The organism is Staphylococcus sp. KUGN1, assembly GCF_045984185.1.
GTDB classification, from domain to species: Bacteria; Bacillota; Bacilli; order Staphylococcales; family Staphylococcaceae; genus Staphylococcus; species Staphylococcus warneri_A.
In genome coordinates this window covers 142585-166278 of sequence record NZ_JBJQIL010000003.1, presented here as the reverse complement: position 1 = coordinate 166278, position 23694 = coordinate 142585, and the positions used below count along the sequence as shown (strand labels likewise).

Here is a 23694-nt window from a genome sequence, read left to right as displayed (position 1 = left end):
CTACTCCTCAAATCTCCCTATATCATCAATGTGAAATTCTGCATTAGGATATTGTTTACTTAACTTTTCTAAATCTCGCTCATTCATTTCGTCATCTTGACCGATACTATCTATAAATATTGGTGTCGCCACATTCATATCTACTTTATCAGTAAAGATACTGTGGTATCTACCAAGTAAATCACGTGCTTTTAAACGATCACTTGGCTTAATTGGTACTTCTACTGTTTCCACATGCTCATTGTATACAAGATTCATACGTCCTGTATCTGGGTTGCGCTCAAATGAGCTTTTCTTAACCACAACTTCCTTAGTTTCAGTTTCATCACCAACAGCTGATTTTGTAAGTAAATATAACGTTTCTTTTGCAGTTAAAATTGTATCGTCTATAATCTCATCTTTCTTGCTTTGAATATAGTCTTTTACTTTCTCATTGCGCAGTAGTCTGCTACCTGTTACGTGTGCACTATTTGAGCTATAACCGGCATTTATAGCGCTTTGAGTAACATTAAGTGTCTTCATATACTCATTCACAAAACGCTCTTGTTTAGGCGTTAATTTGTCCATTGAATCACTCCTTATTTTCTATAACTTTATTTAGTAAACCATCAAATAATTGTTGGACTCTGGATTGGGTAATTTCTAGTATTTGAGCTATATCATTAAATGTGCGTCCATTACATAGCAACATAAAAATATTGTATTCTCTAAAATCTGCAATACGATCAACCAGGATATCTAGGTCATTCATAAATATATGTTCATCTGCATTAATTGTTTGATATGAATATTCTTCTACATCATCATTTAACGTAAAGAAATCATTAACTGATACATACTTATAATCATCATCCACATTATTATGGTAGTTTAATATAAAGTCTTTCAGTGTCTCTTTATCACCAACAAACATAATCACACCACCATTGTCTGTTGTGGCTCACTAGCCTTTGTTAAAGGCGTATCATGGCTAATGTTGTATAAATCTACCTGCAAACGTTCAATGAGCTCATGCGTCTTGATACGTCCATGCGATTGCATGTATCTAACCACTTTTTGTTGTTCTTCTTTGGTATAGGTATTGAGCACCTGCTTTAATAAATATAATCGTATTGCTGAATCATCTTTAAAGCGTTTCAAATTAGCTTTTGTTTCACTAATCCAAATCACGAGCTTATCAACTGGATAAGATACAGAAATAATACCCATAATCTGGTCACATGTTGTAATGGAAGTACTTAAATGATACATCTCATCTATATGTGACTGTGCCGTTTTGATTTTAGAATTAATGTATTTAGGATTATATTTTGTTAATAACTCATATTCAGATATCTTTGATTGTTGATATGATTCATTAGTATGTTCCTGCACGATAATACCCCCAATAATATAGAATGAGCCTACCCAATTAAGGATAGGCGCTAGTTAGTTTTTATTTTGTCACACTTTTGATTGCATCAGCATATCGGTCATTAATCGTTTTGAAATCCACTGAACCATATTCATTTTCTGTTACAACCACACCACTGTTATCCATTCCCGTTTGATTAATTACGTTATAGTTATATTCAAGTTGAGCAAATTCATCATTACGCTCTGGATATAGAACATTTTGTTTCAATGTTTCAAAACTCATGGCTACTTTATTTTTTTCACTTTCAGTAAATCGCTTATTGATGACATCTTGGAGTAACTTCAATTCATATACCGTCGTATTAGTAGCATCAGCATTTACAATCATTGCGATAACTTCAGTGTTATCAATTAAATCAATTTTAGCTGATAGATCTTGGCGCTTTAACATTTCTGATTGAGGATTGTTATAATCCTGTTGCGCTTGTTCAGTTAATGTATCTAGTTTATTTTTGATATCTTCCATCTTATTTATAGCAAACTGTTTAAAACTTTCAGTTAACGCCTCAACTTTTGGTTGTTGTTGCTTATCAATGACATCTGGACGATAGCCCTGTCTATACATTGTCTTAGTTTCAGTAAATAGATCGTCTAAATCTCCTAATAGATTTCTATATTTCCTATCATCAAAGAATACACCCCATGTATTTTGCTTGGTTGTTGTCGTCATACTCTTATACCTCTTTCTTTTCAAATTTTTTATACTTTTATTTCTTCTAACGCTTTTAAGCGTGCCTGTGCGCCTAATACTTGGCGTTTAACACTATAGATAGCTTGTTGCTTATCTTCTTCACTTTTAATGATGTAGTAGCCTCTAGCATCTTTCTTATAGCTATAACCTACTGGATATTGATAGTTAATAATTAAGCTAGTAATAACTTGTGTAAGCCATCTATCATTGGCTTTATTTAGGGGATAACCCAGTTGATTCAATATCTTAGTCTTAGTTACATACTTTTCATTTGAGTTCTGAATAATATCATAAACTCTTAAATATTCGGTTGGTGGTTGAGCTACCTGTTTTTCTATCGTTTTTATCATGTCAAAACCTCTTATATATTAGTATTTGTTGTCCCCTAATTTTCAATGATTCTTACACATGATTTCTTTCGCTCTGAACTTTTTCTCCTTATCTCTATTATACTAAATTTACACTTAAAACGCAAACTTACGTTCTCTATTTTACTGATTTTAATTATTTCTTATCATTCAACTTAAACATTGATATAACAATATTTATAATGACATTCATATACTTTCACAAACTCTCTAATAAGAACAAACGTTCTATTTAAGAGTGTAGTTTTGCCCCTTATGAATTTTTGAATACTTAGCTTTTTTTAGTTTTTAATCAAAGCCTAAATTTGAACTCTGCTATTTTTTCATACCTTCATAAAACCTTTCCTATTTTTATATAGGAGCCACACAACATATGTGACCCCTCTTAACACTACTTATTTAAACTATAATAAGTTGCTTTCAATTCACTTAACTTACGCTCTAACGCTTTGTAATCCTCTTGTGTAGCGTTCTCATCTTGCACAAATTCAGTTACCAACTTCAATCCCTCAACTAATTCTGTTGCTGGTTCATTAATCCCTGTTGCTAACTGGTATAACATTTCCATATTACCTATCACATCAGCATTACTAGACTGAATGCCCTCAAGTTCTTCTACGCCAAAATCTTTTTCCATATACTTGAACATATCAGTATTATTACTTTCTGCGAATGTTTCCAATCCATACATGAAGTATTCGTTATCAAACATGAAACTAGCCATCATATCGCTGATAGTGTCATGTGTCCCATCTGGTATTTCATAACCTGCATAATGCCCCTCAATACTTCTTATAAGTCCTTCAGTATGCTTAGGAGACGCTAATTCAAACGCTTTTCTCACATTGCAGTCTTGAATGTAAATGTGACCGTATAAATTCCCCTCCAAGACCACATACACTATATCAAACGGATCGTTATATATTTTGAATCCAAATGGTGTCTTTCTACTACTATCCAATAATCCCGTGTAGTATCTTAATAACGTGCCTGCTCTTGTTTCAAATTGATTTGCGATAATTTCAATATTCATCTAGTTTGCTCCTTTATCTTTTATTCGTAATACTACTGGTATCCATGATGGTTTACTTACCTCATCAGTGATAGCCAATGGCAATGGTGGTACTTTTCCATCTAATAAATATCTATTCACTGCACTAGGTTTATGCTTGATTAATATTTTATTTTCGTTGCTCAATTCACTTATGACTGAACCAGATTCCGTTGAACAATGATAAAAGATTACTTGATTTTTCTTCTCTTTAAATATCAGTGAACGTTCACCGTCAAACGGTATTCCTGCTTTATCAAATAACGGTTCTAGTTCATATATAAATACGTCTCCTTTTTCATCAATGAAGTTAGTTACATCATTCTTTAACTGTTCTAAATCAGTCATGTAGCGCCTCCTTAGTTAAACTAAAAGTTACCGGCAACCAATGATATGTTTCTACATCATCTGACTTCAAAATAGGAAAGTTTAAACCTTTACCATCAACTATATAAATTATTGATTCACATCTACTCATTTCAATCACACCATCGTTGACTAACCCACTTACTACATCAAACGCTTGTTTATTCCATCCATACCAAAATACGATATTGTTATTCTCTGCACTGGTATATGCTCCTTGACCTTTATAATCAAAGTCATTTTCATCGAATACTTTTTCTATTTCCACAAATGATGTACCAGCATTGTTTTTAATATAATCTACTAACTCATTTTTTATATTGTTCATTACAAAACCTCACAGTATATTCTTTTTTCTCACACCAACCTGTAATGCTTTAAACCTAGTTAAATCAATACTTAAGGCTTATTCCTCACACCTCACAGATAAATAAGCAAATTGTAAATATTAAAATATATATAACAAATTTTGAAGATTCATTTTAAAGTTAAAATAAAGTGTGAGATGTGAGGAAATATATATAAACACTGTTATATCAACTTTTATAACCTCACACTTAATATGATATACTCACACTTATTCTGTGAGATTTTTTAGAACTTTACCGTCAGTATCATAAATTACTGTGGTATTGTCTTTTTTATAAAATCTTTTACTTTTTTCTTCTGCTCTCGAATAATAACTAACTGTTTTATATCCAATCTTTGCTAATTCTTTAGAGAAGTTAAACTTATTCATATGATGATAGCCATTTTTAGCACACCATATTTGATATATTTCGTATGCTTTATCAGTGTTTCTTCCCTCAACTACTGGTAACTGTCTATAGTCTTTATCTTCTGCATCTTCGATAAATTGCAAGATTGGGTTATTGTCGTGCTGATATTCTTCTTTTGTTTTTCTAGCGATTTGAGGTTCGATAATCTCATTGTTTTCTAACGTTCTCTTTAAACCTTTTAATGCTAAGTTAAGCAATGCTGACATATTATGTGGTGTTATCAATTTATTTAATAACATCGGGTCTTTCTTTTGTCCGTCTTTTCCAAATTTACGCAACATAGGAATAATAACCATACGTCTATAAAAGCCCTCACTTTTGTCATTACTCATCGGCAATTCATTACTAGCAAATATAAGTTTTACATACGGTTTGAACTCAAATGCATCTTGTCCTTTAAATTCAAGTGTAATGTAGTTACCAGTAACAATAATTTTAAAGTTGCCTGTATCTTTAATTCTGTTTGGATCTATATCATCAGCAATGTTCACTAATTTACCTTGTAAGTTTGCAGGTTTAAATTTATCGTTTAAGTCATTAAAAGATAATGCTGTAGTATTTTCTGGGTTATAGAAATGGTGCAATAATTTAAATAAAGTAGTTTTACCATTGCCGCCTGGACTATAGTAAAAGAACGCAACTTGTAAGAAATTATCACGATATAGACCGTAGCCAATCATTTCATAAATAAGTTGTTCTACTTCTTCATCTTCATTTGAAATATCTTTGATGAACTTTTCTATCAAATCGCTTTGTGAATTCTCATCGTAATCAACATCAATAATATTCGTTATATAGTATTGAGGACTAAATGGCTTTAACTTTTCTTCTACCGTGTCATATATGCCGTTTTTCAAACCTATATAACGTGCTGAACATTGCTCTTGATAATTACTCAAACATAATGTTTTTAACTTCTGATACACTTCTTTATTTTGTTGTTCTCTTAGTGATGGAATATATTTAATAGTCATTTTACGGACAACATCTATATTAAGTGGCTCGTACTTTTTACCTGTATAAACATGTGGACGGTTATCAATATAGCAACCGTGATATTCTTCATATAAGAACAAGGCAAATTCATAGAACTTAAATCTATTCCCATCAAAGAAATCTTTTTCATCAAATATTGTTTTATCTTCCAAAAAGTTTGGAAATGTTGCCATAAAATGCCTCCTTATTTATGTTCTCGTTTGTATATAGATTCAAATGTGGCGTTAAACTCTCTCGAACTCAATGGAGGGTTGCAATTTTCATTCCACATATAACAATATGCGTATACTAATGGATCTGGTACACGTCTATTGAGTAATACACCAATCAAAGATGTTAGCGTTTGGTTTCGATTCCCTGTTGATACGCCAAAAGCAATAGACTTCCAGAACTCATTATCACGACGTTTAGGATATTTAAATTTAGTTGATTCTTTATGTTGTTGTTTATATTCTTTAAGCCATTTCTCTAATGTTTGAATCTCCAAAATCGGTGCGTCATTATGTTGATGTAAAAAAGCATACTTATCTTGTTCATAAACTGGCAACGCCATTGCTCTACTAGGTTGGTATGATCCCTCATCTACTGGATGACCTATCTTATTTGCAATTACTTTAGTGTATCTACGGTAATCCTCTGCACTAATGCGCTTATTCAAAGCGATATACAATCTTATTCTAGCTTGTTCTGTACGATGGCTAAATGTAGTGTGCCAAAACCATGCAACGCCTTTTAAAGTATCTGTAATTGCATCGTGCAGTGTTCTCAACTTTGGAATATCGTCATAATCAAGAGTTATCACATCACGATAAATAACATTGTCATTATTGCGATATTTCTTATATTCGTTTCCATCTTCGTCAGTACCGTCTTTCATATCACCATATACAGCAACACCACGAGCATACTTATTTGTATTGTTTTGAGGTATAGCTAACCTATTAACTAACTCACTCCATTTGGGTTGCGAAAAATTTTTAAATGAACGAGAATCTAGATTGTTATACCAAACCACTGATACTTGGGTATCATGTTTTAGCTTTATTTTGTTCAATTTCTTCACCTCTAATGAAACAACAGAGCAATGATGTTATAATAAAAATGTGTAATTTCTTAATTACTCTGTTGTTAGATTATTAATTTTCTATGCGTTATCTGATTCTGTCGGCAAACTTACATCAGATGACGCTTTTTCTATTTCATGAAACTTTTCAAGAATTTCATCAAACTGTTGTAAATAAAGACGTAGTAGGTCAATCATCTGATCATCATGAATACGTCTTTCATGATAAGAAATCCCTTCTCTGATTAACTCATCTTTATTTAATATATGACTTGTTTTATAAGGATAATATTCATCCAAATGCCAACCATGATTATCCTTTAAATCTTCCAATCTATCTTTCAATACTTCCAAATCACTAAATAAATTTCTAATTTCCATTTTCATTATTCTATGTCCTCCAACTTCCCAATAAAACTCGTCATTTCTTCGATTGCTAGTTTTAATTCTTCAACATCATCTTTAGTAATAAAATAGCGAATATTAGAATCTTCATAATTAATAGGAAAGTCGATCAAAATATTTGAAGATTTTACAAACTCTTTATAATTTCTGTAATCATTTAATACTTTTGTAATTTCACTTTTACTTAAATTAGGATATTCATTTTTTATAATTGAAATATCTCTGTTACGACGTTTTCGTAATAATTTAGATATTTTTCTATTTTGCTTTTTATTATTCACTATGTGCTCATAATTCAATTTACCATCAATATTTTTGTAATCTTCTCTAGTTAATTTATTCATTTGTTCATTTTCCTCTCTGAATTTATTATTTTTATTTAAGTTTTGTTTATTTTTCATCTTATTCAACCTCCAATAATTTAATTCCATATGCCGACGCTAAAATATATAAAGCGAAAGCAATAAATACGTTTGCAACTAATGCTACTGCTAACGTTATAAATGAAATCGTACCAATGTACGTTAGACAATTTTTCATTTGTCTCACTCCTTTCTACATCCATTTTTTATGACGTTTTTTCATGTACTCTTCAAAACGCGGAATACTGATAACAGTCATTGTTGATGACAATGAATAATACAAATCATCAATACCTTTAGAATCTTTTTCCCACTCTTTTAAAATACGGTTAACTGAACTGTACGAAATTCCGAAGATACTAGCTAACGTATTAGGTTTAGCAAACAAAGGATTCACTACAACTTGTTTTGGTTCTGTAACAGTATTTTCTTTAGTAGGTAGATCTTGCAATTTTGTTCTAGTCATTAATCCCTTCTCCTTTCGTGCTACTTTTTGAAACTTTTTCTTCAAAAAAAATTTCATCAATCGTAATGTCTTTAAAACCATTCTCTACAAGCTTTCTTTTGATTGTTATTTTCTCAGTATCTTTGAATGGTGTAAAACCTTTTTCTTTGTTTCTATAGGCTTGAGTGGATATATTCAAAAGTGTAGCCATTCGTTTTTGTGTGTAGCCTATAAATTTCCTATATTTTTCTACTTTACTCATTTCAAAACCTCCTTTGCTACTTTATGCTACCATTGTACAATCTGAAATTATAAAAAGCAATACTTTTCTTGCTACAAAATGAAACTTTTTCTTTTTATACTATTTTTCTAATGGTATTATGGATATAGCAAGAAATTTATTAGAATGAGGTGTTTATCATTACTAAATCAATTACACTGGCTAATAACATTAAAAAAATTCGTTTAGAATTAAATAAAACTATGGAGGAGTTTGGGAATTGTTTTGAACCACCAGCTCATAAATCGCTAGTTTCTAAATGGGAAAAAGGTCAATCACAACCAAATAAAAAAAGACTAAAAAGAATATCCGAATTAGGTAATGTAAGTTTAGACGAATTGTTATATGGCTCTATGTATAATTACATTATTGACAATATAAATATTGATTACAATAAACTAAATATCCCTAGAGAAAATGACGCTTACCAAAAATCTTTAATAGTTACTATGATGATGAATGATGTACAGTCTAAAGAGAATAACAGAATGATTAAATATTCTATTAATGGAGAGGAATATGTTCCATTAACTTATAGTCAATTTCTTGAAAAAGTTGAAATAGAATTACCTATAAAACTAAATTCTGTTATTGAAAAAGGGAAAATTGCTATTCAAGAACTCAAAAAAAAAGATAAAGAAGTTTTAAAAAACCATTCTGATTTAAATATAGTGAATAAAATTATTAATGATGAATATGTTTCTTTTAACGATATTTTATTAGAGTACTTTTTTATAGAAGTTTTTTCCTCAGAAAATTACACTTTCGAACAAGAAATTTATATCGATAAGATGGATCAGATCAAGTCAATTTTATTGAGATATTTTACTGAAAAGTATATTACTAATGATTTAAGTAGTACACTAACAATAGAACAATTGGAAAAGTTAAGTGAAGAAGCATTACATATGGCGGAAATATTGGAGTATGATCCTTTCTTTAAAGATAATGAAAAAGTTAATATAGATTTAATAAATATATTTAATAATAAAATACCCCGACATATTAATAAAAAAATTGAGGTCTTAAAAAAAGGAAAATGGTAAATTTAGGAGGTTCTTCCACATGTGGCATGAGAAATTTACTAACAAACATGGTGATGTACAATATCGCTATTACGAGAAGTACAAAGACCCTCTCACAAACAAATGGCGACGTGTTAGCGTGGTTCTTAATAAGAATGGTAAGCAGTCACAAAAGGAGGCTCAGAAACTCTTAAATAAGCGTATAGAGGCGAAGTTGAAAGATAAGACACCTACACTACACTTAAGTCACTAACTTTCCATGCTGCATGTGATGAGTGGTTAGAGTATTATAAAAATCATTCTGGTTCAAAGGCTACAACAATCAAAGAAAAGATTAGCAATACAAACACAGTTAAAAATGCTATAGATAAAGAAGTGCTGATAAACAATATTACTCATACTTATCTACAAGATATAATTAACAACTGGGCTAGTATACATAGTAAAGGACACGTTCAGTCTCTTGTTATTATCATTCGTTCTGTTTTCAAATATGCGTTTAAATATTACGATCTACAAGATATAAGTGTACTAGATAAAATAGATATTCCTAAAAAGGCTAAAACTAGAGATGAACTACAAGCTAAACGTAATAATTATTTAGAAGATAGTGAAGTTAAAGAGTTACTTAATTGTTTTGATTACCTAATTAAGCACAAAAAACATTCAACGAGAAAACGTAATTATAAAATGGTCAAAGCTATAGTACAGTTTCAAATTGCTAATGGCATGCGTATCGGTGAGCTACTTGCAATAAAGAGGGAAAATATAAACTATGAAGATAAAACGCTAGATATCGACGGTACAATTAATTGGGTAACTGATAAAGAAACGGGAGCATTCGGAGTAAAAGAGACGACTAAAACAAGTAAAAGCTATAGAACCATCGGAATCACTACCCAAAGTATTAACTTACTTAAAACGCTTATTTTAGAAAACAAGAAAGAAAACCAGTGGAATGACAATTTTATTGATAGAGGGTACATATTCACAAATACAGCTGGTAGCCCTATCGACTTGAACAAAATAAACACCATTATCAAAGAGACTACTGAGATTAGTTCCATTAAGAAGTCTGTAACGACGCACACATTACGTCACACGCATATATCCACTCTTGCTCAATTGGGGATTAACTTAAAAGCTATACAAGAACGTGTAGGTCACTCAGACTATAAAACCACACTAGAGATATACACACATGTTACTGATCAGATGGCTAAAGATATGATGAATAAATTGGAACATATTAGTACTTATAGTTAACTGAATATAAAGCGAACTGTATTATATCTGATATAAGGTCACGAATACAGACCTGTAAAAAAACAATAAAATATCAAAATAAATACGCTTTAATATAGGCGTATTTTTTATGCCTAAATTTCCAAAACTTTCATATAACGCCCTTTTTCTGCCTTTTTTTTATATTTAAAAACACAAAAACAACCCCATAAGCCTATGCTTAAGGGGTTTTACAATAAACTATATATTATTGTTCTTCTTTAACATAAGGTAATAAAGCCATATGACGTGCACGTTTGATAGCAGCTGTCAACATACGTTGATATTTAGCTGAAGTACCAGTTACACGACGTGGTAAAATTTTACCGCGTTCTGAGATAAAACGTTTTAATAATTCAGTGTCTTTATAATCGATATGTGTAATACCATTTGCTGTGAAATAGCATATTTTTTTACGACGACGTCCGCCTCTTCTTGGTCCACCTGCCATGATTAACTGCCTCCTTTTAATTTTATTTTAATTAGTTATTTTTTAGAATGGTAAATCATCATCACTAATATCAATAGGTCCGTTCGCGTTCGCAAATGGATTATCTGATTGATTTGAATTAGGTCTTGATGAATTGTTGTTATACGAAGTATTTTGTCCTGATTGTTGACCACCGAATCCTTGACCGTAGTCTTGGAATTCGTTGTTTTGTGAACGTTGGCCACCGCCATTTTGTGAGTTCTTAGGTTCAAGGAATTGAACACTGTCACAAACGACTTCAGTAACAAAGATACGACGACCTTCTTGATTTTCATAACTACGTGACTGTATGCGACCATCAACGCCAGCTAAACTACCTTTAGATAAGTAGTTATTTACATTTTCTGCTTGTCTTCTAAAAACAACACAGTTAATGAAATCTGCTTCGCGTTCCCCTTGAGCATTCGTGAAAGTACGATTAACTGCTAGAGTAAATGTCGCTACACTTACGCCTGAGGGAGTGGTTCTGTATTCTGGATCTTTCGTTAAACGACCTACTAATACAACTCTATTTAACATTTAAACGCCCCCGTCAAATTATTACTTATCTTGGTCTTCACGGATAACGATGTAACGAATGATATCGTCATTGATTTTAGCTAAACGTTGGAATTCGTCAGTAGCTTTGTTGTTATCTGATTTGATACGTACGATGTTATAGAAACCTTCTTTGAAATCATTGATTTCATAAGCTAGGCGACGTTTACCCCAGTCTTTTTCTTCTAAAACTTCTGATCCTTCTGAAGCTAAGATACCGTTAAAGCGTTCAACAACTGCTTTTTTCGCATCTTCTTCAATGTTTGGACGTACGATGTACATAATTTCATATGTTCTCATTGTATATTTGCACCTCCTTGTGGTCTATACGGCTTATCATCATTTTGTGATAAGCAAGGAATAATTTTCATTACTCACAATCAAGAATTATAGCACAGAGTATTACTTTTTACAATCATATTTAAAATTATAATAAACGAAATGACAAACATATAGGCACTATGTCTTCTTTTTGATATTTACTCGATAGAGCATCTAATTTTAATATAATTTTTTCAACCAATTTTTATAAAAATCAATGTGAATATACATAATAAAATCGTTCTTTATATTGTGTAAGTCGTATCATTGTAAATAAAAATTAATTGTAATAACATCATCATTGCGTTTTCAATTTAATTGCGTTTAATTTTTTATAAATAAAGGAGAACTTTTATGTTAAAGAAACTATCTTACTCGATGTTTGCTGCAACAATGTTAACTACGATTTCAGGCATTAATTTATCATATGCAGATGAAAATTCAAATAATACAAACGATACTCAAAGTAAAAAAGGTACAATGGGCTACGGCTATCAACAATATATGAAAAAGCATCCTGAAAAAGCTAAAAACGATACTCAAAATCGATCTACTTTTTCAACTAAATCGCGCGCTGCAACAACTAATAGTGGTGAACGTGTACTTGATATTTCCGAATGGCAAGGTAACTTAACCGATGCTCAAGTAAAACAACTTAAGAAAAATTATGATTTTATCATTATTCGTGGACAATATGGTTCTGAATATGTCGATAAATGTTTAGAACACAATTCTGCCTTGTTAGATAAAAACAATATGAAATTCGGTGTTTATTCATATAGTATGTACGAAAATGCTGACGATGCTCGTTATGAAGCGAGAATGTTATACAATCGTGCGCCAAAAGCAGAATTTTATATCAACGATTATGAACAACAAACGGTTACTTCTGGCGATGCGAACACTGCTACAGTAGCTTGGGCTGATCAAATGAAAAAACTAGCTGGTAATAAGAAAGTATTATTCTATTCATACGAAAACTTTATGGTTAATAATGTGGCTAACGCAGTGAGTTCATATGACGGTTATTGGTTAGCTTCATATCAAGCTCAAGAGCCAACTCGAGAAAAAGTGTTATGGCAATATACAGATAGTTTCTATTCATCAGAACTTAATCAAAATGTAGATGCTAACTATGTTGATTCAAATGTAAGCACAAACTGGTTTACATCATAAAAGTATCAAAACACTTCACAAACGCGAACGTTTGTTCTATAATAGTGGTGAGGTGTTTAACATGAACTTAAATTTAGATTGGAATAAAGACTTTCAAGAGTTTCAAGATATTTTAAATTGTGGTTTGCACCCTGAATGGTTATACAATGCCAAAGCTAATATGATTTTAGTACCTGCTTATACTGGTGAAGGCAAACAATTTTTTAGAACTACAGATATTCTTAAAGCAAGTGAGGTTATTCCTTTCTTTTAATATAATAATGTTGTATTTAAGCAATGTAGTCTTGTCACTTAGTAACTCCGACCATGTACTACATTGCTTTTTCTATCTTAATCTGCAATTTCTCCCATAAAAAAACTACTCTAGTTAATCTAGAGTAGTTAAAATCTAATTAATGATTGATACTGTTGATTATAATTAAACATTAAATCTAAAATGAACAATATCTCCATCTTGCATGATGTAGTCTTTACCTTCTAAACGTTGTCTACCTGCTTCTTTAGCACCATTTTCGCCACCATGTTCAACATAATCACTATAACTTGTAACCTCTGCACGGATAAAACCACGTTCAAAGTCTGTGTGGATAATTCCAGCACATTGTGGTGCTGTCATACCTTGTACGAATGTCCAAGCACGTACCTCTTGTACACCAGCAGTAAAGTATGTTGATAAACCTAATAAATCATATGTTGTACGAATCAAACGATCTAAACCTGGTTCTTCAATTCCTAAGTCTTCTAGGAACATTTCTTTATCTTCATCGTCTAATGTTGCAATTTCTTCTTCTATTTTTGCACTGATGACAATAACTTCAGAGTCTTCTTGAGCAGCATAGTCACGAATTGCTTTCACTTTATCGTTTTCTTCATCGCCAATTTCGTCTTCACCAACATTAGCAATATATAACATTTTTTTAGATGTTAACAATTGTGCTTGGTTAACCCATTTTTGATCTTCATCATTAAATTCGATACTACGTACGGGTTTACCTTCTTCCAATGTTTCTTTAATTTTAGATAAAATGCGTAATTCCATTTCAGCAGTTTTATCTTTTTGGCGAGCCATTTTTTCAATCTTAGGCAAACGTTTTTCTACTGATTCTAAATCGGCTAATACTAACTCCATATTAATAACTTCAATATCATCTAGAGGATTAACTCGACCAGACACATGCGTTACATTTTCGTCATCAAATGCACGAACAACTTGGCAAATAGCATCAACTTCTCGAATATGTGATAAGAATTTATTACCTAAACCTTCACCTTTTGATGCACCTTTAACAATACCTGCAATATCAGTAAATTCGAATGTTGTTGGAATCGTCTTTTTGGGTTGAACCATTTCTTCTAGTTTTAACAAACGTGAATCCGGTACTTCTACGATTCCTACGTTTGGATCGATTGTTGCGAATGGGTAGTTAGCTGCTAAAGCCCCCGCTTTAGTAATTGCATTAAAAAGTGTAGACTTCCCTACGTTTGGTAAACCTACAATACCTGCTGTTAAAGCCATTAATCATTCTCCTAACTTTCTGTATCTTCATTGGATACTAAAATTTTCTTTAATTTTTTATTAAACGTCTGACGTGGAATCATAATACTACGTTGACAATTTTCACATTTAATTCTAATGTCAGCGCCCATTCTTATGATTTTAAAACGATTTGTCCCACATGCATGTTGTTTTTTCATTTCTACTATATCATTTATTCCGTAATTTGACGTCATGAAATTACCTCCAATGATAATTAGCCACGTTTTTGCTCTTCATATGGAGCAAAAATGGGTTTAGGCATTTTAATATTTTCTCTAACAAATAATCGTTGCACTTCTTTTCTAATAATTCTACCACCAGCTGCACCTTCTCCAGGTATTGTTTCTGCAGAGATTCTGATAGTCACCTTATTATTATCAATAGAATCAATACCTTCTACAACAGGGTCACTCACAAATAAGTAGTATTTACTTCTAAGTGATGTGAATAATTTATTCAATTCTTTCTCAACATGATCTAAATTCTCTTCTATTGAGACCGGTATCGCTACAATCGAAGTTCCGTTAGTAATTGAGAAGTTAGTAATTTCACCCATACTACCGTTTGGAAGAATCGTTAATTCCCCTGAGATAGTATTAATACGTGTTGATCTCAGTCCAATTGATTTAACAGTTCCTTCAGCAACTGTCGTACCACCGCTATTAATTTTAACATAGTCGCCTACATCAAATTGATTTTCGAATATGATAAAGAATCCAGTAATGATATCTTTAACAATTGTTTGTGCACCGAAACCTACGGCTAAACCAACTACACCAGCACTCGCTATTATACCTTCTACGCTAATTCCAAATTTACTTAAGATGGTCGTAATAACGATAAACCAGACAATATACTTAACTACATTTTGTACAAGTGAAATTAATGTTTTAGAACGCTTTTTATTCCCTTTTCTACTCTTATTTTGAATTTTAAACGCTTGTTCAATCACTTTATTTAAAATGCTTATGACTATAATCGCTGCAACAATATAAATCAAAATCATGATAATCTTGATCGCCAACGTTTCATAAGTTTCAACTTTTGTAAGTGGCTCAATTAACGAAGAAAGGATATGTTTGACTTGATTCATTATGCATTTACCTCCTCACTTTAAACTTTTCATAATTAAATCATTATATCTTAAAACCACTTATATTAAATCAGTCTTCTGATTTAAAAACTGCTTTCTATAGTAAGCAGCGTTTATTTTTAATATGTTTCTATGTGACTTCTACACTTATATCTCATAATTTTGATTTAGTTTTTTTATTAATGACTTAAATTCTTCTTCTGATTTGAATTCAAAAGCAATTTTACCAATATTTTTATGTGTTGATATATCTACTTTAGAACCATATTGTTCTTTAAGTTGTCTTTCTTGCTTTTGAATAAATTTGGGTTTATTTAACGATTGTTCATCAACCGAAGTCTTTGGAGAAGTTTTGCTTACATAATCATTGATATAGCTCTCTAAATATCTTACACTCCACGATTCTTTCACAGCTTTTTTCGCTATTGATTTCATTTTCTGTGGAGATTTTAAACCTAGTAATGTGCGACCATGTGCACCTGAAAGATCACCATCACGTACCATTTTAGCAACGTCTGAAGGTAATTTTAATAAACGTAACATATTAGCAATATAAGGACGTGATTTAGAAAGTCTTTCAGCAACTTCTTGTTGTGTTATATTCAAATCTTCCATTAGCTTTTTATAACTTTCTGCTTCTTCTATAGCATTCAAATCTTCACGTTGTAAATTCTCTATAATGGCTAATTCCATCATATCTTCATCAGATAATTCTTTAATGATTGCAGGAATTTCAGTTAAACCTGCTTTTTGGGAGGCTCTAAAACGTCGTTCTCCTACAACAATATAATAACCTTGAACAGTTTTTCTTACTACAATCGGCTGCAATATGCCATGTTGTTTAATTGATTGTGCCAAATCATTTAGTCTATATTCATCAAATGTTTTTCTCGGTTGATAAGGATTAGCTTTAATTAAGGCTAACGAAACGGAATGTACTTGTTCATCTTTGTTTAATTGCAATCTTTGATCTTCTCGATGAGCCATTTTTTCACATCTTTCTCTAAAAATTAATACCGTGATATAAATATAATTTGTATCTCTATTTTATTTTAAAAATTTGACCCTTTTTTCACAAGTAGAAATCACAAGTTACGACAATTTCTTCAAAAATATTATTTTAAGATAACGCTATGATTTCAACGATTCGACAAATCTGAATTGTAAGTTTAATCTAAATTTTCAGAAAAGTTGTTGACAAATGATTCTTCTATCTGTAAGCTATGTATTAACAATTAAAAACGAAACATTTTACACACTATAAAAAGGAAAGTAAAACTTACACTGCTTATACAGAGAATCTTCGTAGCTGAGAGAAGATATTGTAAGAAAGTTTGAAAATGGCCTTGGAGTGTTGATGCCAATATGAGGTGTCAACGGGTTCGCCCGTTATAGCGATACAGTATTAACATTTTGTTAAATGGCGTACTGGAATTAAAGACGCACATTTTATCGTTAATACTCATTTCTTCAATCTCTGAATGGATGAGTTTTTTTATGAACGATATTTTTGTGATTTCTTCATTTTTATCAGTGCCTATTACCAAAATGGTGTACTGATAGAGGTTACTTTAGTAATAAAGTAACAAACAAAGGTGGTACCACGAAATCAAAGCTTTCGTCCTTTACATCCGAAAGAATCGGGTTTAAAGGACGGAAGCTTTTTTTAATTTTAAGGAGGGTCTAGTAATGAAGGATACAGAATTAGCACAAATTTCTTTGACTAAAGATCATACAGGAGCTATTGCCAATCCAATATATTTATCAACTGCATATCAACATCCTCAACTAGGTCAGTCAACAGGTTATGACTATACACGAACGAAGAATCCAACAAGGACAGCTTTTGAAGAATCATTCGCCAAACTAGAGAAAGGTGTAGCATCATTTGCAACTTCAAGTGGCATGGCTGCAATTCAACTTGTATGTAACCTTTTTAAACCTGGTGATGAAGTATTAGTTGCATTTGATTTATACGGTGGCACATTTAGACTATTTGATTTTTACGAACAGCAATACGGTGTGACATTTAAGTACGTAGATTTCCTAAACTATGAAGAAGTTGAAAATCAAATTACATCACAAACAAAAGCACTATTCATCGAACCCATTTCTAATCCACAAATGATTGATATCGATGTTACACCTTATTATGTGCTCAGTAAAAAACATGATTTATTAACTATTATTGATAACACATTTTTAACACCATATCTTTCAACACCATTAGAAGAAGGTGCCGACATTGTTTTACATTCGGCTACAAAATATATCGGTGGTCATAATGATGTGCTAGCAGGTGTTGTTACAGTCAAAGACGACAAGTTAGCTGAAGAATTGGGACAATTCCACAATATGATAGGCGCTACGCTATCACCGTTGGATAGCTATTTACTACAAAGAGGTCTAAAAACTTTGCATTTACGAATCGATCGTTCACAAGAAAATGCTCAAAAATTAGCAGTTAAATGCCAAGATTTAGATGCAATTGACGAGGTCTTATATAGCGGTAGAACTGGCATGTTAAGTTTACGACTCAACAAGGCATATAGCGTTCCTAAATTTTTGGAAAATTTAGAAACTTGTATATTTGCAGAGAGTTTAGGTGGTACAGAAACGTTTATTACATTCCCTTACACACAGACTCACGTGGATATGCCCGATGAAGAGAAAGACAAACGAGGTATCGATGAGTTTTTAATTCGCTTATCAATCGGAATCGAAAATTATTCTGATATTGAAGCAGACATTATCCAAGCATTAACGCATTCAAAAGTAGGAGTGATTTCATGAATTTATCAATAGATACTGAAGTAATTTTCGACGAACGTCGAGGAAAGGATTATATCTCAGCCAATCCACCTTTTTATGATTCATCAACATTTCATCAAGACCAACTTGGTGGTAGTCCACTTTACGATTATGCACGTAGTGGTAATCCAAACAGAGCGATTTTAGAAGAAAAATTAGCTCATCTAGAGAAAGGTAAATATGGGTTTGCATTTGCATCAGGCATTGCAGCTATTTCTGCAGTTTTACTTACATTGAAATCCGGAGACCATGTCATATTACCTGATGATGTTTATGGTGGTACATTCCGATTAACTGAAGATATTTTAAAAAGATTCAATATTGAATTTACAACTGTAGACGCGACTCAAGCAGAAAATATTAACAATGCAATTCAAACTAATACGAAACTTATATATGTAGAGACACCTTCTAATCCGTGTTTTAAAGTGACCGATATTCAAGCAGTTGCAGAGATTGCGCAAGCCAACCAATTGTTATTAGCTGTAGATAATACCTTTATGACGCCATTAGGACAATCACCTTTAGCACTTGGTGCAGACATTGTTATTCACAGTGCAACTAAATTTTTAGGTGGACATAGTGACCTACTAGCAGGCGCAGTCATTACAAATCGCGAAGATGTGGCGGATGCGTTATATCTTATTCAAAACGGTACTGGTAACGCCCTATCTACTTATGATAGTTGGGCATTAGCTAAACATCTTAAGACTTTCCCTATTAGATTCAAACAATCTGTAGCAAATGCTGAAAAGCTTGTTTCATTCTTAAGTCAAAGAGATGAAATCGCAGAAGTGTATTACCCAGGAAATAACAAAACACACCTTAAACAAGCTAAAACAGGTGGTGCTGTCATTGGTTTCAGACTAAAAGATGAAACAAAGGCACAAGCGTTTGTAGATGCGTTAACTATTCCATTGGTTTCAGTAAGTTTAGGTGGTGTAGAAACCATTCTATCTCATCCTGCAACGATGTCACATGCAGCGATTCCAGAAGATATTAGAAATGCGCGTGGTATTACCTTCGGATTATTCCGATTAAGTGTAGGATTAGAAAATCCTGACGAACTTATTGCGGACATCAACTATGCTTTAAAGGAGGCATTTAATGAGTCAATTCCTGAACAAATTACAGAACAACGTTTTAGTAGCTGATGGCGCAATTGGAACCATTTTTTATTCAGAAGGCCTAGATACATGCCCAGAAGCTTATAACTTAACTCATCCGGAAAAGGTCGAACGTATCCATCGATCATACATTGATGCCGGTGCTGACGTTATACAAACGAATACGTACGGTGCCAATTTTGAAAAGTTAAAAGCCTTCGGTTTAGAACATAAGGTCAAAGAAATTCATAAAGCAGCTGTTCAAATTGCTAAAAAAGCTGCCAATGAAGATACTTTCATTTTAGGAACGGTTGGAGGCTTTAGAGGTGTTAAACAAGATGACCTAAGCCTTTCAACTATCCAATATCATACTGAGCATCAAATAGATACTTTAGTTGATGAAGGTGTAGATGCTTTATTGTTTGAAACCTATTATGACTTAGAAGAATTAAAAGGTATCGTTGTATCAACTAAAAGAAAACATCACATTCCCATAATCGCTCAATTAACCGCTTCTAACACAAATTATCTTGTAAACGGTACACCCATCAATGATGCATTAAAGCAATTAGTTGAATATGGTGCAGATATTGTAGGACTTAATTGTCATCATGGCCCACATCATATGCAACGTTCATTTTCACATATCGAGTTACCAGATAAAGCATTTCTATCCTGTTATCCAAATGCAAGTTTGTTAGATATTGAAAATAGCGAATTCAAATATAGTGATAACGCACAATATTTTGGTGATGTGGCACAAGAGTTAATCAACGAAGGTGTGAGATTGATTGGTGGTTGTTGTGGTACTACGCCAGAACATATTCGATACATTAAAACATCTGTAAAGAATTTAAGACCTGTTGTCCATAAAAACGTCATACCAATTAATAAAAAAGTAAATCGTACAAAAGACCTGAATTCCAAACAATCATTGACTTCCAAAGTCAAACAAGGCCCTACTGTCATTGTAGAACTAGACACACCTAAACATTTAGATACTGATCAGTTTTTCAACAATATTGGCAAGCTTGATGATGCAGATATCGATGCAGTGACATTAGCAGATAATTCCTTAGCAACTGTTCGCGTAAGTAACATTGCTGCAGCAAGTATTATCAAACAACGATTTAATATTGAACCCCTCGTTCATATTACCTGTCGTGATAGAAATCTCATAGGTCTACAATCTCACCTATTAGGTCTCTCACTCATTGGTGTTAATGAAATTTTAGCCATTACAGGTGACCCATCAAAAGTAGGTCATTTGCCTGGCGCAACCAATGTTTATGATGTTAATTCTAAAGGATTAACCGAAATTGCACTTCGCTTTAATCAAGGTATCAACACAGACGGTGATGCGCTGAAGAAACATACGAACTTTAACATCGCTGGTGCATTTGATCCTAATGTAAGAAAACTCGATGGTGCAGTCAAACGTCTTGAGAAGAAAGTAGCAAGTGGCATGAGTTATTTCATCACTCAACCTGTATATAGTAAAGAAAAAATTAAGCAGGTGTATGAAGCAACAAAACACTTAAATACACCTTTCTTCATAGGTATTATGCCCATCGCAAGTTATAACAATGCACTATTTTTACACAATGAAGTACCTGGCATCAAAATGTCGGAAGAGGTACTCAATCAATTCAAAGCAGTTAAAGATGATAAAGAAAAAACTAAAGAACTTAGTCTTAGACTTTCAAAGGAACTCATCGATACGGTGCATGAATACTTTAATGGATTATACATTATTACACCTTTCCAAAAAGTCGATTATTCACTAGAACTTGCAGCGTATTCAAAATCTATTACCACTCATAAGGAGGCAATATTATGACAACAATTAAAACTTCAAACTTAGGATTCCCAAGATTAGGTAGAAAAAGAGAATGGAAAAAGGCAATTGAGAGCTACTGGGCTCAAAAAATTGATAAAAATGAACTAGATCAAACACTTACTGACTTACACAAAGAAAACCTTTTACTACAAAAGAATTACAATCTAGACAGCGTTCCAGTAGGTGACTTCTCTTTATACGACCATATCTTAGATACATCACTACTATTCAATATTATTCCTGAACGTTTCCAAGGACGAGAAGTGAATGATGACTTGTTATTTGATATTGCACGTGGTAATAAGCAACACGTCGCAAGTGCATTAATCAAATGGTTTAATACAAACTACCACTATATCGTGCCAGAATGGGATAATGTAGAACCTAAATTAAATCGTAATGTGTTATTAGACCGCTTTAAGTATGCACAATCTATTAATGTCAATGCACATCCAGTCATTGTAGGCCCTATTACCTTCGTTAAATTATCAAAAGGTGGTAACCTATCGTTCGAAGAAAAAGTAAAAACATTATTGCCATTATATAAAGAAGTATTACAATCACTTGTTGATGCAGGTGCAGAATATATTCAAATTGATGAGCCCGTGTTAGTTACGGACGAAAGTAAAAATTATGAAAATATTACTAAAGAAACTTATGAAGAATTAACTAATACTGGATTAGGCAAACATTTAGTGATTCAAACTTATTTCGAACGCGTAAATCTTAAATTCTTAAGCTCATTACCAGTCGGCGGCTTAGGATTAGACTTCGTTCATGATCATGGCTACAACTTAGAGCAAGTTAAAGCTGGTGATTTTGATTCAAGCAAAACATTATACGCAGGTATTATCGATGGACGTAATGTTTGGGCTGCTGATATTGAAGCTAAAAAGTCATTGATTGAAACTTTACAACAATATGCTCAAGATATTGTAATTCAACCTTCTTCATCTTTACTACATGTGCCTGTATCATTAGATGACGAAACGTTAGATGAATCTATCGCTGAAGGTTTAAGCTTTGCTACTGAAAAATTAGACGAGTTAGATGCTTTACGCCGTCTTTTCAATAATAACGATAGTACGAAATATGACAACTTAAAATCTCGCTATGAACGATTCCAAAGTCAATCATTCAAAAACTTAGACTATGATTTTGATAGTGTCCGTACACACCGTCAATCACCATTCTCTGAGCGCAAACAAGCACAATACCATAGATTAAATTTACCGGATTTACCGACTACAACGATTGGTTCATTCCCTCAAACGAGAGAAGTTAGAAAATATCGTGCAGATTGGAAGAACCAACGTATTTCTGATGAAGCTTATAAAGAATTCTTAGAAAACGAAATTGCACGTTGGATTAAAATTCAAGAAGAGATTGGACTTGATGTGCTCGTACATGGTGAATTCGAACGAAATGACATGGTTGAATTCTTTGGAGAAAAACTACAAGGATTCCTAGTTACTAAGTTTGGTTGGGTTCAATCATATGGTTCTCGTGCAGTAAAACCACCAGTTATTTATGGGGATGTTAAATGGACTGAACCATTAACAGTTAAGGAAACTGTCTACGCACAAAGTTTAACTGACAAACCAGTTAAAGGTATGCTAACTGGTCCTGTCACAATTCTTAACTGGTCATTTGAACGCGTTGATATTCCACGTACAACTGTACAAGATCAAATCGCGTTAGCAATTAATGCAGAAGTGCTAGCATTAGAAGAAAATGGTATTAAAGTCATTCAAGTAGATGAGCCAGCACTTCGTGAAGGATTACCACTACGTTCTGAGTACCATGAACAATATCTAAAAGATGCAGTTCATTCATTTAAATTAGCAACATCATCAGTCAAAGATGAAACACAAATTCATACGCATATGTGTTATTCTCAATTTGGTCAAATCATCCATGCGATTCACGATTTAGATGCAGATGTTATTTCAATTGAAACATCTCGTAGCCATGGTGACTTGATTAAAGACTTTGAAGATATTAACTATGACTTAGGTATCGGATTAGGGGTATATGATATCCATAGCCCTCGTATCCCTACAGAAGATGAAATTACTACTGCAATTAATCGTTCTTTACAACAAATTGATCGTTCATTATTCTGGGTGAATCCGGACTGTGGATTAAAAACACGTAAAGAAGATGAAGTTAAAGAAGCATTAACTGTATTAGTTAACGCTGTTAGAAAGAAACGCGAAGAAAATAATGCTACAACAGCATAAAATAAATTG

The 23694-nt window shown here is 32.5% G+C and carries 29 protein-coding genes, 1 pseudogene and 1 other annotated feature; of the genes and pseudogenes, 8 read left to right on the top strand and 22 right to left on the bottom strand.

The genetic code is table 11. The annotated features are described in order from the left end of the window. From ACJQQZ_RS09310 to ACJQQZ_RS09240, 15 genes are all read right to left on the bottom strand, one after another. A complete protein-coding gene (locus ACJQQZ_RS09310; protein ID WP_124228227.1) occupies positions 1-567 on the bottom strand; it encodes a terminase small subunit in 567 nt (188 codons plus the stop codon). Between the two features lie 4 nt (positions 568-571). Further along, the gene (locus ACJQQZ_RS09305; protein WP_107541062.1) at positions 572-913 is read right to left on the bottom strand and encodes a helix-turn-helix domain-containing protein; all 342 of its coding nucleotides are present in this window, start codon (positions 911-913) and stop codon (positions 572-574) included. Positions 914-915: 2 nt separating this feature from the next. Further along, complete coding sequence (locus ACJQQZ_RS09300) at positions 916-1374, bottom strand: pathogenicity island protein (protein WP_145506152.1); 459 nt, start codon at positions 1372-1374, stop codon at positions 916-918. A 61-nt stretch (positions 1375-1435) separates the two neighbouring features. Next, positions 1436-2086, bottom strand: a complete 651-nt coding sequence (locus tag ACJQQZ_RS09295; RefSeq protein ID WP_124228225.1) for a hypothetical protein — start codon at positions 2084-2086, stop codon at positions 1436-1438. A 29-nt stretch (positions 2087-2115) separates the two neighbouring features. Next, positions 2116-2457 (bottom strand): pathogenicity island protein, encoded by a 342-nt coding sequence (locus ACJQQZ_RS09290; protein WP_145506155.1) that lies wholly within the window; start codon positions 2455-2457, stop codon positions 2116-2118. A 409-nt stretch (positions 2458-2866) separates the two neighbouring features. Further along, positions 2867-3508: a pathogenicity island protein gene (locus ACJQQZ_RS09285; RefSeq protein WP_124228223.1), complete on the bottom strand. Its 642-nt coding sequence runs from the start codon at positions 3506-3508 to the stop codon at positions 2867-2869. Next, positions 3509-3874, bottom strand: coding sequence for a hypothetical protein (locus tag ACJQQZ_RS09280; protein ID WP_124228222.1), 366 nt, complete (start codon positions 3872-3874; stop codon positions 3509-3511). Beyond that, on the bottom strand, positions 3867-4220 hold the full coding sequence (locus tag ACJQQZ_RS09275; protein WP_124228221.1) for a pathogenicity island protein: 354 nt from the start codon (positions 4218-4220) through the stop codon (positions 3867-3869). Before ACJQQZ_RS09275 ends, ACJQQZ_RS09280 begins: the two co-directional genes overlap by 8 nt. Positions 4221-4469: 249 nt before the next feature. Continuing rightward, complete coding sequence (locus ACJQQZ_RS09270; RefSeq protein WP_124228220.1) at positions 4470-5840, bottom strand: DNA primase family protein; 1371 nt, start codon at positions 5838-5840, stop codon at positions 4470-4472. 11 nt (positions 5841-5851) lie between these two features. After that, positions 5852-6721, bottom strand: a complete 870-nt coding sequence (locus ACJQQZ_RS09265) for a primase alpha helix C-terminal domain-containing protein (protein ID WP_124228219.1) — start codon at positions 6719-6721, stop codon at positions 5852-5854. 90 nt (positions 6722-6811) lie between these two features. Further along, entirely contained in the window at positions 6812-7117 is a 306-nt protein-coding gene (gene tscT, locus ACJQQZ_RS09260) for a type II toxin-antitoxin system toxin TscT (protein ID WP_124228218.1), read from the bottom strand. Continuing rightward, the gene (locus tag ACJQQZ_RS09255; protein ID WP_260390685.1) at positions 7117-7536 is read right to left on the bottom strand and encodes a pathogenicity island protein; all 420 of its coding nucleotides are present in this window, start codon (positions 7534-7536) and stop codon (positions 7117-7119) included. Before ACJQQZ_RS09255 ends, tscT begins: the two co-directional genes overlap by 1 nt. A gap of 1 nt (position 7537) precedes the next feature. After that, a complete protein-coding gene (locus tag ACJQQZ_RS09250) occupies positions 7538-7675 on the bottom strand; it encodes a hypothetical protein (RefSeq protein WP_167321432.1) in 138 nt (45 codons plus the stop codon). Positions 7676-7690: 15 nt separating this feature from the next. Next, the gene (locus tag ACJQQZ_RS09245) at positions 7691-7963 is read right to left on the bottom strand and encodes a helix-turn-helix domain-containing protein (protein WP_124228217.1); all 273 of its coding nucleotides are present in this window, start codon (positions 7961-7963) and stop codon (positions 7691-7693) included. After that, entirely contained in the window at positions 7956-8204 is a 249-nt protein-coding gene (locus ACJQQZ_RS09240; protein WP_124228216.1) for a hypothetical protein, read from the bottom strand. The genes ACJQQZ_RS09245 and ACJQQZ_RS09240 overlap by 8 nt, the downstream gene beginning before the upstream one ends. 149 nt (positions 8205-8353) lie before the next feature. Here ACJQQZ_RS09240 and ACJQQZ_RS09235 point away from each other — a divergent pair, with 149 nt between their 5' ends. Both ACJQQZ_RS09235 and ACJQQZ_RS09230 read left to right on the top strand, forming a co-directional pair. Further along, positions 8354-9268, top strand: a complete 915-nt coding sequence (locus ACJQQZ_RS09235) for a helix-turn-helix domain-containing protein (RefSeq protein WP_260390684.1) — start codon at positions 8354-8356, stop codon at positions 9266-9268. Between the two features lie 19 nt (positions 9269-9287). Continuing rightward, positions 9288-10513: pseudogene (locus ACJQQZ_RS09230) on the top strand (tyrosine-type recombinase/integrase). Between the two features lie 226 nt (positions 10514-10739). Here the strand turns inward: ACJQQZ_RS09230 and rpsR are convergent. The 3 genes from rpsR to rpsF are packed head-to-tail and all read right to left on the bottom strand — an operon-like array spanning position 10740 to position 11858. After that, entirely contained in the window at positions 10740-10982 is a 243-nt protein-coding gene (gene rpsR, locus ACJQQZ_RS09225; protein ID WP_124228215.1) for a 30S ribosomal protein S18, read from the bottom strand. A gap of 42 nt (positions 10983-11024) precedes the next feature. Continuing rightward, the gene (gene ssb, locus ACJQQZ_RS09220) at positions 11025-11540 is read right to left on the bottom strand and encodes a single-stranded DNA-binding protein (RefSeq protein ID WP_002451520.1); all 516 of its coding nucleotides are present in this window, start codon (positions 11538-11540) and stop codon (positions 11025-11027) included. A 21-nt stretch (positions 11541-11561) separates the two neighbouring features. Then, entirely contained in the window at positions 11562-11858 is a 297-nt protein-coding gene (gene rpsF, locus ACJQQZ_RS09215) for a 30S ribosomal protein S6 (RefSeq protein ID WP_002451521.1), read from the bottom strand. 375 nt (positions 11859-12233) lie between these two features. Here rpsF and ACJQQZ_RS09210 point away from each other — a divergent pair, with 375 nt between their 5' ends. Both ACJQQZ_RS09210 and ACJQQZ_RS09205 read left to right on the top strand, forming a co-directional pair. Beyond that, positions 12234-13055 (top strand): GH25 family lysozyme, encoded by an 822-nt coding sequence (locus ACJQQZ_RS09210; RefSeq protein WP_002451522.1) that lies wholly within the window; start codon positions 12234-12236, stop codon positions 13053-13055. Positions 13056-13116: 61 nt separating this feature from the next. Then, positions 13117-13308 (top strand): hypothetical protein, encoded by a 192-nt coding sequence (locus tag ACJQQZ_RS09205; RefSeq protein ID WP_002451523.1) that lies wholly within the window; start codon positions 13117-13119, stop codon positions 13306-13308. Positions 13309-13473: 165 nt separating this feature from the next. Here ACJQQZ_RS09205 and ychF read toward each other — a convergent pair whose 3' ends face one another. The 4 genes from ychF to ACJQQZ_RS09185 all read right to left on the bottom strand — a co-directional run bounded on the left by ychF (position 13474) and on the right by ACJQQZ_RS09185 (position 16672). Next, complete coding sequence (ychF, locus tag ACJQQZ_RS09200; protein ID WP_002451524.1) at positions 13474-14571, bottom strand: redox-regulated ATPase YchF; 1098 nt, start codon at positions 14569-14571, stop codon at positions 13474-13476. Between the two features lie 11 nt (positions 14572-14582). Then, complete coding sequence (locus ACJQQZ_RS09195) at positions 14583-14786, bottom strand: DUF951 domain-containing protein (protein ID WP_002451525.1); 204 nt, start codon at positions 14784-14786, stop codon at positions 14583-14585. A gap of 20 nt (positions 14787-14806) precedes the next feature. Then, a complete protein-coding gene (locus ACJQQZ_RS09190) occupies positions 14807-15685 on the bottom strand; it encodes a mechanosensitive ion channel family protein (RefSeq protein WP_002451526.1) in 879 nt (292 codons plus the stop codon). A gap of 147 nt (positions 15686-15832) precedes the next feature. Then, positions 15833-16672 (bottom strand): ParB/RepB/Spo0J family partition protein, encoded by an 840-nt coding sequence (locus tag ACJQQZ_RS09185; RefSeq protein WP_124228213.1) that lies wholly within the window; start codon positions 16670-16672, stop codon positions 15833-15835. 264 nt (positions 16673-16936) lie between these two features. Continuing rightward, positions 16937-17314 (top strand) — a binding site (T-box leader). Between the two features lie 60 nt (positions 17315-17374). Between ACJQQZ_RS09185 and ACJQQZ_RS09180 the strand changes: the two genes are divergently transcribed. The 4 genes from ACJQQZ_RS09180 to metE are packed head-to-tail and all read left to right on the top strand — an operon-like array spanning position 17375 to position 23685. Then, positions 17375-18478: a PLP-dependent transferase gene (locus ACJQQZ_RS09180; RefSeq protein WP_002451528.1), complete on the top strand. Its 1104-nt coding sequence runs from the start codon at positions 17375-17377 to the stop codon at positions 18476-18478. Continuing rightward, a complete protein-coding gene (metC, locus tag ACJQQZ_RS09175) occupies positions 18475-19650 on the top strand; it encodes a cystathionine beta-lyase MetC (protein WP_002451529.1) in 1176 nt (391 codons plus the stop codon). The genes ACJQQZ_RS09180 and metC overlap by 4 nt, the downstream gene beginning before the upstream one ends. Next, a complete protein-coding gene (locus ACJQQZ_RS09170; protein ID WP_124228211.1) occupies positions 19604-21442 on the top strand; it encodes a bifunctional homocysteine S-methyltransferase/methylenetetrahydrofolate reductase in 1839 nt (612 codons plus the stop codon). The genes metC and ACJQQZ_RS09170 overlap by 47 nt, the downstream gene beginning before the upstream one ends. Then, positions 21439-23685 (top strand): 5-methyltetrahydropteroyltriglutamate--homocysteine S-methyltransferase, encoded by a 2247-nt coding sequence (gene metE, locus ACJQQZ_RS09165; protein WP_145506158.1) that lies wholly within the window; start codon positions 21439-21441, stop codon positions 23683-23685. Before ACJQQZ_RS09170 ends, metE begins: the two co-directional genes overlap by 4 nt. Positions 23686-23694: the final 9 nt, after the last annotated feature.